We start from the raw sequence: 12,264 nt of genomic DNA, 5'->3' as shown, positions 1-12,264 counted from the left end.
CCCCCCCCCCCCCCCCCCCCCCCCCCCCCCCCGGGGGGGGTCGCTTACTGGTGGGCGAGGTAGGCCTCGACCATCAGGACGGTCGGGCCGGCGCGGCGGATGATGTTCAGCCGGGTGGAGGCGCTGGCGACCTCTTCCAGCTGCTCGGTGACGAACCACTGGAGGAAGTTCTGGGCGATGTGGTTCCGCTCGGACTGGGCGAGATCGACGAGGTCGTTGATCTGCTTCGTCGTCGTGATCTCCGAGTCGTAGGCGAGCTGGGCGGCCTCGACGGGGGTGGCGAAGTCGTTGCGGGGCTCCGGGACGGCCGGGAACCGCGGCGACGCGCCGGCGTCGAGCAGGAACTTCACGAACTTCATCGCGTGATCGCGCTCCTCGACGGCCTGCTCCGTGTAGATCTTGGCCAGGCCGAAGAGGTCCTCCTTCTCGAAGTAGGCGGCGATCGCCATGTACTGGTGCGAGTTGCTCAGTTCGTGGCCGATCTGGGCGTTGAACGCGGCCTCGATCTTCTGGCTGATCAGCATGGGGACGGCCCCTCCATCGGGCGTCGTCGGGTCGAATAAGATGTGACGGGCGGCGCGAGACGCGCGAAGGGTCCTTGCGACCGCCGGTCGGCGGCCGGACGTCTCGGCACGGACAACGCATTTTATCCGAACGACCGGATCCCGGCGAGGCCGGTCAGGAATTGGCGTAGATCCGCCCGGCCCGCGTGCCGGTGGCCCACTTGGGGCGGCGGCGGAACCAGAACAGTTCCATCGCGTGGGCGTGGTAGGTCAGGCCCACCATCCGCATCACCACCATCCCGAAATAGAGCGTCATCACCCAGAAGCCCCAGAGGGCCACGGCCTCGATCCACATCCGCGGGACGTGGAAGAGCAGGCCGTAGACGCCCAGCGCGACGGCCGTCGCGGCGACGCCACCGACGACCGTCGGCAGCAGATAAGACCGGCCGACCCGGCGCATGGCGCCGACCACCGTCACCGGGTTCGCCGCCAGGATCGTGTCGTGCATCAGGGCCGCCGCCAGGGCCATCTGGCCGAACCCGACCCCCAGGAGGGCCAGGGCGCCCAGGACGAGCCCCGTCGGCCAGTCGACCGCGCCAAGGTTGTCCCAGTACGCCAGAGCCGGCGGGACGGCGACCCCCGCGCCCATCAGGAGCGCCCAGATCCAGCGGCCGATCCCCTCCGCGACGTCGTCCGGGGCCCACTCGGGCCAGCGCGGGTGGTCGTTCTCCCCCATCGCGCTGGCCACCAGGATGTGGCCCAGGAACAGCAGGACGTAGCCGGCGACCGCCGCGAAGCTCACCAGCATCGGGACGAAGATGGGGACCACCACCAGGCCGAGCGCCCACTCGCTCTTGGTCAGCGGCTGGAGCACGGCGATGAGGTCGTAGACCGGCAGCGACAGCACCCAGAGCATCGGCGGGAACAGGACCAGGAGACCCAGCCCCGGCCCGTCGGTGAGCGGGTACGTCAGGCACTCCACCAGCCCCGGGGGGGTGCGGGGATGACGCCAGCGCTCCAGCGAATAGGCGTCGTCCAGGCTCGACCGACGGACGACCCGGAGTGAGTCGGAAGCGTCGGCGTCATACCAGCGTTTCTGTCGCGACATGCGGCTCGGCTCCGCTGGGACCGCGCGTGCGGGTCGCCCCCGGTTCATCCCGGCCGGGGGCGCGACGCCGACATTTTACGCGACTGGCGCGCCGAAGCCAGCATCCCCGACGACTTTCGGGGAGCGGACGGGGGTCGGCCGGCGCGGTCAGCCCTTCTCGCGGGGGGCCTTCCGGTCGGTCATCTGGTCGAGGATCTCGCGGACCTGGGAGGCCTGCGAGGGGTCGAGCGGGTGCGACTTGAGCAGGTGCAGGACCAGGAGGCCCGGCTCCCCCTCGTACAGCTTGTCGACCAGGCTGTCGACCCGCTTCTGGCGGACCTCCTGCGAGCTGATCGTCGGCCTGTAGACGAACGCCAGCTCGCGGCGGTCGCTCTCGACCAGGCCCTTGGTCTCCAGGCGGTCGAGCAGGGTGGCGACGGTGGCGTAGGACCACTCGCGGCCGGCGGCCTTCAGGGTCTCCAGGGCCTCGCGGACCGTGGCCTGGCCTCGCTGCCAGAGGACCTTCAGGACGTCGAGCTCGGAGTCGGGGATGGTGGGGGGGCGTTTGGCCATCGCGGGTCGTCTCGGTTCCGGGGCGGTCGACGTCGAGCCCGGCCCGGCCGCGCGGGAGGGACGGCCCGACGGTCGAGGCGTCGGGACCGGGCTGACCATGCTCGACCGCGAACGTTAACGGGCCCATCCTAAGACAACTGTCTCAGCAGGTCAAGGGCGTCGAAAAAACCGGCGCGCGGAGTGCTAACACTCGGGGCCGGTCCGTCGTACTAGACTATGAGGCGGGCGGCGCGGTCCCCTTGGTGGGGAGGCCGCCCGGTCGGAATCGACGGGTCCGGATCCGGGCGGGCCGCCCGACGCGGACGCCGAGCAGGAGAACAGCAAGATGAAGCGTTACATGGGTTTGGCCTCTTCGTTCGGGCTGGCGGCGGCGATCGCCCTGGTCGGGTGCAGCGGCGAGCAGGCCGAGCGCGCCGTGGACGCGACCGGCCGGGGGATCTCGACCACCGGCGAGGCCATCGGCGGCGCCGGCGACAAGCTGGAGGCATCCTCCGAGGGGAGCAAGCTTGAGAAGGCCGGCGACGCGGTCGCCCACGGCCTCCAGTCGACCGGCGAGGCCGTCGACAAGCTGGGCGAGAAGGTCAGCGACTCGGCCGAGAAGGTCGGCGACAAGGTCGACGCGGCCGGTGCCAAGATCAAGGACGCCGCCGACGCCACCGTCGAGAAGGTCAAGGACGTCAAGGACGCCACCGTCGACAAGCTCAAGGAGCTGACCGGGAAGGCCGACGACGCGGCCCAGGACGCCGGCGCCAAGGTCGACCAGGCCGCCCAGGACGCCGCCGACAAGGCCGACGCCGCCGTGAAGGAGGGCGCCGAGGAGGTCAAGGAGGGCGCCGAGGCCGTCGAGAAGAAGGCCGACGAGGTCGTCAATCCCTGACCCCGGGCGACGGGGCGCGGCCTCGCGCCCCGATTTCGCTTGAACTCCGAACGGGCTCGGACATACTGATGGTCCGGGCCCGCGTCGGGCCGACACGTCTCGGGGGCGGGGGTCGTCGGCCATGCATCGCGTCCGGACGAAGCCCACGCCCGTCTTGACGTGCCCCGACTGCTCGGGCGAACTCCGGCCCGACCCCCGCCGCCCCGACGGCTCCCGCTACCTCTGCGTCGGATGCCGCGGCGCCTTCCGCGTCGAGCGGGTGGAACCTCCCCCCCCCCCCGACATCGAGCCCGCCGGCGAAGCCCCGGCGACGCCCGGGTTCGCCCCCGCGGGGTCGGTGAAGCTCTACTGGCGCGCCGTGATCCTGGGGATCCTGGAGGCGGCCTACTGGTCGATGACGGTCGCCATGACCGTCGCCATCCTCGCCGCCGGCGGCGGGTTCTGGATCCTGGCCGCGTGGGTCCGCGACGAGATCCGATCCTGGGGCGACGTCGTCGAATACCTCGGCGGCGCGTGGTTCCGCGTCGAGTCCAACAACCCCGACGCCGACCTCGGGCCGGTCCTCTCGCGGGTGGACGCCCCGCTGCTCTTCGACGCCGTCGACGTCGTCTCGCGCCGGCTGGGGGTCGCGCCGCCGGGGCAGGTGCGGCTCTCCTACCTCCCCTGCTGCGGCGTGGTCGCCTGGGGCCGCTCGCGGGCGCTGCTGGTCGGCCTGCCGCTGCTCCGCATCCTGACCCGGGCCGAGATGCGGGCGGTCCTCGCCCACGAGCTGGCCCACCTCGCCCGCGGCGACGCCACCCGCGCCGCCCGCCGGGCCCGGTTCGTCGAGGGGCTCGAACGGGCCGTCGAGCGCCGGGGGGGCCGGCTCCGGGGGCCCCTGGGCGCCTGGGCCCGATACTGCCTGCGGGAGGCCTCCTGGCTGATCCGGCCGGTCGCCTGGGGCCTGGAAGCCCGCGCCGACCGCTCCGCGGCGCTGGTCGCCGGCGGCGGCGCGGCGTGCTCGGCGCTGGTGAAGACCGCCATGGTCCAGCCCCTGTTCCGGGAGGTCCTGGCGTTCTACGACCCCGAAACGGTCGACGACAACCTCTACGCCTTCTTCCGGGCCTTCTGGTTCCGGCTCCCCGAGGAGATCCGGTCGGCGATGCGGCTGAAGGTCCTGGCCGGCGGCGGCCCCACCGACCCCGCCCACCCCCCGCTGGCCGACCGCCTCGCCCTGCTCCAGTCCTACCCCGATCACGTCCGGGGCCCCGGCGACGACCAGCCGGCCAACGCGTTCCTCGGCGACATGGAGATTTTCGAGCAGATGCTCCACCACCGCCTGTTCCCGGCCTGCTCGGCCGTCGAGCCCTCGGTGTTCCACCGCAGCCCCCGCTGAACACGCCATCGCGGGCGTCCTCCGGGCATTGCAATGGAGATCAACGTCCATTGCGCAACACCCGGGAAATCCCGCTTACGGGAGACCCCGGCCGTCAGGCCATGTCGCGGTCGCCCAGGGCGTCCTTGATGTAAAGCTCCTCCACCAGCGTCTGGACGGCGACGGCCAGCGGGGCGGCGACGATCAGCCCGATGGGGCCGAAGAGGACGCCGGCCAGGGCGATCGCGGAGAGGACGACCACCGGCGGCAGCGACGAGGTCCGGTGCTGGACCAGCGGGGTGATGATGTTCCCCTCCACCATCTGGGCCACGGTGTAGGCCGCCACCGTCCCGGCGACCACGGCGGGGCCCATCGTGAGGGCCACGAGGAGCCCCGGGATCGCGCCGATGATGGGCCCGAGGTACGGGATCACGTTCGTCGCGCCGACCACCAGGGCGAGCACGAAATACTGCGGGACGCCCGCCAGTTTCAGGCCGATCCCGGCGAGGATCCCGACGGCGAAGATGCCGACGAGCTGCCCGAGCATCCACCCCTTCAGCCGCTCGCCGACGGTCCCCAGGACCTCGCGAGCCCGGGGCCGGCCCCGGGGGGGGACCAGGCGGACCAGGCCGTCGACGTACATCCCCGGCGTGGCCGCCAGGTACAGCGTGAGGAAGACCACGACGACCACGTCGCCGATCACGCCGAAGGTCGTCGTGAAGAACGACGCCACGGGCGCCGCGGCGGCCCCGGGCCGGTCGGTCACGGCCTCGCGCGCCGCGGGGAGCCATCGCAGGACCTGCCGGCCCCAGGTCCGCCCCCCCAGATACTCGCGGACCCGCTCGACCGACTTGGGGACCTCCTCGGCCAGCTTCCCGAGCTGCTCGTCGGCCACCGCCCCCACGAAGTACACGGAGCCGGCCGCCGCGAGGGTGAGGGCGACCAGCATGACGCCGTAGCCCCAGTTCGGCCCGATGCCGGTCCACCGCCCCAGGGCGTCGGCCACCGTCCGCAGCAGGATCGCCAGCAGGATCGCGGCGAACCCGAGGAGCAGCACCGACGACGCCGCCGCGACGACGTAACCCAGGGCCGCGACCGCGACGGCCACCCCGGCGACGATCCAGACGCGCCTGGTGAACTCGACGCGAGGGAGGGGGGCGGGCGCGAGCGGGGGCGTCGGCGGGGGGGATGCGTCGTTCATGCGACTCGGGCTCGTCGAGGGTGGAGGGACCGCCGGCGATCGCCGCCGATCGGTGGTCGTCCCGACCCCTAGCAAACCCCGCGCCGGCCGCCGTCAAGACGCCGCGGCGGGCGGGCGGATCAGGCCCTCCAGGTAGCGGCCGAACTCGTCTTTCAGCGGGAGTTCCCGATGGACCGCGAGGCGGCGGCGGACCGCTCGCGCCGCGAGGCCGCGGAGGGGGTCGAACCCTTCCTTCTCGAATCGTTCCCAGGCGACGCCGGTGCCTCGGCGCTGCCAGGCGGGGAGGTCGTTGAAGTTGACGCCGCGTCGGAAAAGGAGGTCGTGCTTGAACGCCCTCGACCGGCCGTGGAGGATCCGCGCGGCCTCGCCGGCGGCCAGGCCTTCCTTGCGGAGCGACCAGTAGCACCAGCCGTTGAGGGCGCAGCGGCCGGCGTCGGCCTGACGCCATCGGAAATAGTCGACGACGTCCTCGTCGCGGGCCCCCACCCACGCCCGGGAGTCGAACCAGGCGACCTCGCCGCACGCCGTCGCGAACGCCGCGCTGGCCAGCCCGGCGGAGAGGCTCACGGCCTTCTCGACCTCGCGATCGAACATGTCCCAGTCGCGGGGCAGGAGGACCGAGACCTCGTCGCTCTCGGTGTAGGCGAAGACGCCCTGGAACCGCTCCAGGAGGGCCGTCGCCACGGCGACCATGTGGGCGTGGAACGTGGGGTCGAACGGCTTCCCGAAACGACGTTCGGTGAGCCGGCTGAATCCGTGGCCGTCGACGCGAAGGATGACCCAGGCGGCCGGCGGCAGCCGCTGGCCGTGGTAGCACTCGCCGGCCCGCATCCTCGCCTCGAAGCCCGACGAACCCTTCCGCGCCTTCATCGCGTCCCCTCCCCCGTCCACCCGACCCGCTCCAGGCGGTCGAACCCCTCGGCGAGCGTCGGCCGCCGCATCCGGGCGCTCGTGATCCAGACGGCCTTCTCCGGCACGCGGGCGCGGCCCTCGCGGGCGGCGTTGCGGCGGAGGCACTCGCCGATGGGCGTCCGGACGTCCACGCAGGCGACCGAGGCCCCCAGCGACCGCGCCAGGGCGAGGATCGCCGCGCGGTCCTCGACGGTCGCGTTGGTGTTGTCCACCACGACGGACTTCCCCTCGCGGAGGGCTTCCTCGATGAGTTGCATCTGCCGGCGCTGGGGCCGCCGGTTGTTCCGGAAGAGGTCCTTGCTCACCAGGACGTGCGTCGCCGCGTACCGCTCCCGACACAGCGTGCTATTTCCCGACCCCTGGAGCCCGACGAGGATCACGACTTCCACGGCCCCCCTCCTCGCCCCGCGAACCGGATACGCGCCGGGCCCGCGGGGTTCGGACCGAGGTCGCGGAAAGCGCCGGGGACGGACTCGACGCCCCGCGAGTTGGCTTCGTTCGCGCGCCGCCGTCCCCGCGGCCTTACGCTTAAGACTCTCAAAACACATGCCTTGCGTTCGAACCGACTTGGCTTCGTTCGTCGTTTTCGAAGTGATTTCTCCGCGGTGCCCCGGGGCGTGGCCTTCAACGGGCCTTTCATCCCGCGGGCCTCCCGTCCGCCGCGCCGACTCCACGAGGCCGACGGCCCCGGCCCCGGGCGATCATCCCGACCCTTGTGCTGACTGCTTCCGAGTTGTCAAGGAGCGCCGACATCGAACACGCGCATGATCCGCGGCGGGGTCGTCGGGATTTCAGGAATCTCGATTTTCTCTCGGGACGCCCGTCGCCCGACCGCCGGCGACGGAAGGGCCCGCTTGAAATCCGACTGGACCGGCGGCGGCGATGGGCATAAGATCCCGCGCGGCCCCGACTCGGCCCGAGCGCCCGGGACCGCCATAAGGATCGAGCGACGCACGGAAACCGCGACTATGGATGGGGTGCCAAATGCGTCTTTGCCTGGTCGAAGATCCCGGCGCGGTCGGGCTTGAGCCCCTGACGCTCACCCGGCCGGTTTACGACTTGCGGCTCGGCGGATCGACCCTGGGCGAGAAGATCGCCCGGGCGTTCGGCGTCGGCCCCGGCCCCCGGCGTCGCGGGGCCCTGATCCGGGGGCACCTGGCCGAGGTCCAGCGGCGTCGCGACCCCCGCGTCGTGGTCAATGACCGCGACTGGCTGGCCCGGGGGCCGCTGGTGGTCGCGCGTGGCCGATGGGCGCCCCCCGAGGGGTTCGATCCCCCGGCCGCCGGCCCCTGGGTCGGCCTCTGCGACGGCCGCCCCGCCTGCGCGTGGGTCGGGCCCGACGACGTGCTCGGCCTGGAGTGCAACGGCGTCGACGACTGGTTCGACGCCCTGCTCGCCCGCTACTCCGGCGACGAGGTCGGCGGCGAGTGGATCGACCGCCCGTGGGATCTCGTCGCCGCCAACGGCCGCCACGTCGAGCGCGACTTCGCCCGCGACGGCATGCCCGGCGTCACCAATCGCCACCTCGCCACCCTGGCCCTGGTCGGCCCCTCGGATCGCGTCCGCATCCACGAGACGGCCCGCGTCGACCCCTACGTCGTCTTCGACGTCACGAACGGCCCGATCACCGTCGGCCCCGGCGCCTGGATCCAGCCGTTCACCCGCGTCGAGGGCCCCTCCGTCATCGGCGCGGAGAGCCAGCTGTTCCGGGCCAACATCCGGGGGGCGGTGACGATCGGCCCGAACTGCCGGATCGGCGGCGAGGTGGAGGCGTCCATCGTCCACGGCTTCTCCAACAAGTACCACGAGGGCTTCCTCGGCCACGCCTACGTCGGCGAGTGGGTCAACCTCGGCGCCATCACCTCCAACAGCGACCTCCGCAACGACTACGGCGAGGTCATGGTCCCGCTCCAGGGGGACGCGATCCCCACCGGCATGGCCAAGGTCGGCTGCTACATCGGCGACCATTCCCGCAGCGGGATGGGCTCCATGCTCAACACCGGCACGTCGGTCGGCGTGATGTGCAACCTCCTTCCGGCCGGGATGCTCCTGCCGAAGCACGTGCCGTCGTTCGCCGCCGTCTTGCACGGCCAGGTCGCGCCCGGCCCGGCGATCGACGACCTGTTCGCCACCGCCCGGATCGTGACCGGCCGCCGGGGCCAGGCCTTCGACGAGGCCGACGAGCGGCTGTACCGCGGCCTCTTCGAACAGACCCGGCTCGAGCGCGAACGCGCCTTCCAGCGCCCCGGCCGCCCCCGCCGCGACGCCCGCCCGGCCCCCCAGGCCGGCCTCGGCTGACCGCGGCCCGACGCCAACCCTGACGGCGCGCGCCTTGCACCGGGGAGGCCGGCGGCCCGCCGCGCGGCGGGCGATCACGGGCCCTCGCGCGAGGCGACGGACGATGAGCGACGACCTGGCGAAATACCTGACCGACCACATGGCGGGCTCGGTCGCGGCCCTGGAGCTGCTGGAACGGCTCCGCGCCGCCAACGAAAACGGTCCGATCGCCGCGACGGCCGCCCGGCTGATCGACGAGATCCACGGCGAGCGCGAGGTCCTCGACGGCCTCGCCGAGAAGGCCGGCGCGACGATGACCCTCCCGCGCAAGGCGGCGTCGTGGGTCGCGGAGAAGGCGGTCCAGCTCAAGCTCCTGTACGACGACCCGACCGAGGGCTGCCTGCGGCTGCTGGAGTCGTTCGAGGCCCTGTCCCTGGGCGTCGAGGGGAAGCGCCTGCTGTGGCGGGCGCTCCGGGCCAACTCCGCCCATCGCCCCGAACTCGTCGGCCCCGACTACGACGGACTCATCGCCCTCGCCGAGAGCCAGCGCGAGCGCCTCGAAACCCACCGCCTCGCCGCCGCCGAAGAAGCCCTCGCCTCGCCCCCCGACGGGTCGTGACGGCCTGGCTCCGCGTGCTTTTCGCGACTCCCTCGCCCACTATCTCACTTTGAAGTCTCGTCGTGGGATCGCGGGGAGAGAGCCCCCATGTTCAAGACATCGATCGACGTGGCGGCCGAGCCGGGAGTCCTCTTCGAGTTGTCGCAGGACTATGGGCGGCGGCTGGAGTGGGATCCGTTCCTGAGGGAGGCCCGGCTGCTCGGGGGGCTTCGGGCGCGGGAGTCGGCGTCCGCGCCTGGCGCGCCGCGCGGTTCGGGCCGGGGGTGGAGACGCGTTACGACTCGTACAATCCGCCGGGCGCCCGCGCGGTCGAGATGACCCGCGGCCCGTGGTTCTTGCGGAGCTTCGCCGGGTCGTGGCGGTTCGAGCCGATCGCCCCCGGCCGCTCGCGGGTCGACTTCTCCTACAACCTCGTCGGCCGACCCCGGTTCCTGACGCCGCTGCTCCAGGCCGCCTTCGCCCGCGAATCGCGTCGACGGCTTCTTGCCTTCCGGCGGTTCGCGGAAAGTTGACGCGCTGTTCCCGGGCCTCATCCACGTCGACTCGCGGTAGTCCGAGCGTCCCCCGAACCTCGCCGGGGCCGTCGATGTCCGGCAGGGCGACGACAAGGCCGGCGCGGTCCTCGGCGCCGGGGAGCGGGGCCGACGGCGTCTCGCGACGATCGGCCTCGCGGGGGCTTGCTCGCGTCCCTAAGATGAAGGAATAGCAGGGATCGAGACGTCCGAGGGCGTGGGCGTCGCCGAAGCTCCGGGGGATCCGGGGCCGCCGTTGGGCATGAGAGAAAGAGAATCGGGGAGAAATGGGGACGCTCGCGTCGCGGTCGGAGTCGGTGACGGGGACGGGGATGGGCGCGATTCAGGAGACCCGCCGGCATGAGGCCACCGGAGCCGTCGCGACGGACGCCAGGACGCCAGACCTGCGCGCCTACGTCTACCTCGCGATCATGATCGTGCTGGGGTCGACGACCTCGCCGCTGGCGCAGGTGGCCGTGCGGCAGTTGCCCATCGGGATGGTCCCGCTGCTGCGGTTCGGGATCGCCGGGCTGTTCTTGGTGCCGTTCGTGGGGGGCTTCGCCACGGTCCGCGAGCTGATCCGGCGCGACTGGAAGCGGCTGCTGATGGTGGCCGCTTGCTGCGTGCCGATCAATCAGTTCTTCTTCCTCACCGCCGCGAAGCTGGGGACCAACGCCCACGTCGGGCTGTTCTACGCGACGGTGCCGCTGATCGTCTGGGCGCTGGCCTGGGCGATCGGCCAGGAGGCGCTCGACCTGGGGAGGCTGGGGGGCATCCTCATCAGCATCGCCGGCGTGCTGGTCATCGGCCTGGGGAACGTCCTGGGCGCCGACGCCGCGAGCACCCCGGCGGAGACCCGCGCGGTGCTCATCGCGGACCTCCTGCTGGTCTTCGCCGTCCTCTCCTGGGGCGCCTACGTCACGCTCAGCCGGCCGCTCATCATGCGACACGGGGCCCTGCCGACTCTCGCCGGGACGTTCCTCGTCGGCTGCCTGCTGCAAGTGCCGGTGTCGGCGCTGACCGTCCCGGGCTGGGGGGCGCAGATCCGCGCCGCGACGCCGAGCGCCTGGATCTGCCTGGCCGTGCTGGCGGGGGTGATGACCCCGATCAACCTGACCCTCCAGAACCTGGCGCTGCGGCGGCTGGACGCCAGCGCGGTCGCCACGTTCAGCAACGTGGCGCCGGTGCTGACGGTGGCCTGGGGCGTCTGGCTCTTCGGCGAGGCCCTGACCCCCGCCCTGGTGATCGGCGGCGCGCTGACGCTCCTGGGCGTCTTCTGGACCAGCCGCCCCGCCCCGAGGAAGGCGAAGGCGGCCCCCTGACGACGGCCGACCCGAGCCTACCGGCCCTGTTCGTACGAGCGGCCGGAGATCCGGTCGTTGACGAAGACGCCCGGCTCGAATCGCAGCGTGAAATCGGCGTCGGTCGCGTCGGGGTTGATCCGCCAGTCGCGGAACGTCAGGTCGTATCGCCAGGAGATCGGGAACGAGCGAGCCCCCTCCAGGGCGTCGTCCTTCTTCACGTTCCAGCTCTGGTAGACGCCGCGCGCCGGCAGGTGGATCCCCCGGCCGCGATCGGCCAGGTCGAACGACTCGGTCCGGGTGTACTCGAGCCAGTCGGGGGCCTCGGCGTATCGCAGCAGGGCCGACCGGCGGGCCACGGCGAAGCCCTTGTCGGGCAGGACCAGGTAGCGTTGCTTCCACTCGATGCCGTCGACCAGGTTCGGCCTCGTCTCCAGGACGAGCGCCGTCCCGCCGTCGACCGGCTCGTCGCCGACGATCTTGCCGTCGTATTCCCGGAGCCACCGGGCGACGGTCTTCCCCTGGTAATCGAGCACGAAGTTGCGGGGATCGAGCCGCATGGAGGAGTCGGTCGGCCGGGAGCTAACGAGGCCGTGCGCGAGCTTCTCGCTCCCTTCCATCTGCTTCAGGACGGCGCCGTCGTAGGCGGCCTCGATCCGGATCGGGTGGACCCGCCTGGGGGGCGACCAGTTGACCGTGGCGCCCCGCTCCGAGAACCGGAAGCGGCCCGAGCGGTCGAAGAGCAGCGAGACGCGCGCCTCCAGGTCGGCGTACTCACCCCGCGCGAGGGGCGACTCCATCTTGATCGCGATGTCGGCCTCGACGCGGAAGGCCGCGAGGGCGGCCTCGGCGTCGTCGAGCGCCCGGAGGACCTCGTCGACGGTCGCCGCCGGCGGGGCGGCTTCCGTCGCCCCACGCGCGGCCGTCAGCGCCAACAGCAGCGCGACGGCGAAGGATCGGCCATTCGGGATCATGACGGGCTCCCCCGATCATCCCGGCCCGCCGGGCCGCGGCGCGTCGGCGGACGATCGTGGGCCGAGCGTGCCGC

Annotated in this window: 13 protein-coding genes; 6 read left to right on the top strand and 7 right to left on the bottom strand. The window is 72.3% G+C overall.

The window, feature by feature from the left end:
- Positions 1–44: 44 nt before the first annotated feature.
- From WG209_RS14830 to WG209_RS14820, 3 genes are all read right to left on the bottom strand, one after another.
- Positions 45–524, bottom strand: coding sequence for a ferritin (locus WG209_RS14830; RefSeq protein WP_337175838.1), 480 nt, complete (start codon positions 522–524; stop codon positions 45–47).
- 154 nt (positions 525–678) lie between these two features.
- Positions 679–1,611, bottom strand: coding sequence for a hypothetical protein (locus tag WG209_RS14825; protein ID WP_337175837.1), 933 nt, complete (start codon positions 1,609–1,611; stop codon positions 679–681).
- A gap of 147 nt (positions 1,612–1,758) precedes the next feature.
- Positions 1,759–2,163 carry a BlaI/MecI/CopY family transcriptional regulator gene (locus WG209_RS14820; RefSeq protein ID WP_337175836.1) on the bottom strand — a complete coding sequence of 135 codons (405 nt, stop codon included), beginning with the start codon at positions 2,161–2,163 and terminating at the stop codon, positions 1,759–1,761.
- Between the two features lie 325 nt (positions 2,164–2,488).
- On the opposite strand from WG209_RS14820, the gene WG209_RS14815 reads away from it, so the two are divergent.
- Both WG209_RS14815 and WG209_RS14810 read left to right on the top strand, forming a co-directional pair.
- Positions 2,489–3,040, top strand: coding sequence for a hypothetical protein (locus tag WG209_RS14815; RefSeq protein ID WP_337175835.1), 552 nt, complete (start codon positions 2,489–2,491; stop codon positions 3,038–3,040).
- A 121-nt stretch (positions 3,041–3,161) separates the two neighbouring features.
- Positions 3,162–4,415 (top strand): M48 family metallopeptidase, encoded by a 1,254-nt coding sequence (locus WG209_RS14810; protein WP_337175834.1) that lies wholly within the window; start codon positions 3,162–3,164, stop codon positions 4,413–4,415.
- A gap of 94 nt (positions 4,416–4,509) precedes the next feature.
- On the opposite strand, the gene WG209_RS14805 is transcribed toward WG209_RS14810, so the two are convergent.
- From WG209_RS14805 to WG209_RS14795, 3 genes are all read right to left on the bottom strand, one after another.
- Positions 4,510–5,595, bottom strand: a complete 1,086-nt coding sequence (locus WG209_RS14805) for an AI-2E family transporter (RefSeq protein WP_337175833.1) — start codon at positions 5,593–5,595, stop codon at positions 4,510–4,512.
- 93 nt (positions 5,596–5,688) lie between these two features.
- On the bottom strand, positions 5,689–6,465 hold the full coding sequence (locus WG209_RS14800) for a tRNA(His) guanylyltransferase Thg1 family protein (protein WP_337175832.1): 777 nt from the start codon (positions 6,463–6,465) through the stop codon (positions 5,689–5,691).
- The gene (locus WG209_RS14795) at positions 6,462–6,896 is read right to left on the bottom strand and encodes an ATP-binding protein (RefSeq protein WP_337175831.1); all 435 of its coding nucleotides are present in this window, start codon (positions 6,894–6,896) and stop codon (positions 6,462–6,464) included. The genes WG209_RS14800 and WG209_RS14795 overlap by 4 nt, the downstream gene beginning before the upstream one ends.
- Positions 6,897–7,491: 595 nt before the next feature.
- Between WG209_RS14795 and WG209_RS14790 the strand changes: the two genes are divergently transcribed.
- The 4 genes from WG209_RS14790 (at position 7,492) to WG209_RS14775 (ending at position 11,237) form a co-directional block, all read left to right on the top strand.
- On the top strand, positions 7,492–8,805 hold the full coding sequence (locus WG209_RS14790) for a putative sugar nucleotidyl transferase (RefSeq protein ID WP_337175830.1): 1,314 nt from the start codon (positions 7,492–7,494) through the stop codon (positions 8,803–8,805).
- A 103-nt stretch (positions 8,806–8,908) separates the two neighbouring features.
- Positions 8,909–9,403 carry a hypothetical protein gene (locus tag WG209_RS14785; RefSeq protein WP_337175829.1) on the top strand — a complete coding sequence of 165 codons (495 nt, stop codon included), beginning with the start codon at positions 8,909–8,911 and terminating at the stop codon, positions 9,401–9,403.
- 62 nt (positions 9,404–9,465) lie between these two features.
- Positions 9,466–9,915 carry an SRPBCC family protein gene (locus tag WG209_RS14780; protein WP_337175828.1) on the top strand — a complete coding sequence of 150 codons (450 nt, stop codon included), beginning with the start codon at positions 9,466–9,468 and terminating at the stop codon, positions 9,913–9,915.
- 332 nt (positions 9,916–10,247) lie between these two features.
- The gene (locus tag WG209_RS14775) at positions 10,248–11,237 is read left to right on the top strand and encodes a DMT family transporter (protein WP_337175827.1); all 990 of its coding nucleotides are present in this window, start codon (positions 10,248–10,250) and stop codon (positions 11,235–11,237) included.
- Positions 11,238–11,254: 17 nt separating this feature from the next.
- On the opposite strand, the gene WG209_RS14770 is transcribed toward WG209_RS14775, so the two are convergent.
- Complete coding sequence (locus tag WG209_RS14770) at positions 11,255–12,190, bottom strand: hypothetical protein (protein ID WP_337175826.1); 936 nt, start codon at positions 12,188–12,190, stop codon at positions 11,255–11,257.
- Positions 12,191–12,264: the final 74 nt, after the last annotated feature.

The organism is Paludisphaera sp., from assembly GCF_037189885.1.
GTDB lineage: Bacteria > Planctomycetota > Planctomycetia > Isosphaerales > Isosphaeraceae > Paludisphaera.
The sequence above is the reverse complement of the archived record's forward strand: the minus strand, read 5'-3'. Positions and strand labels throughout refer to the sequence as shown.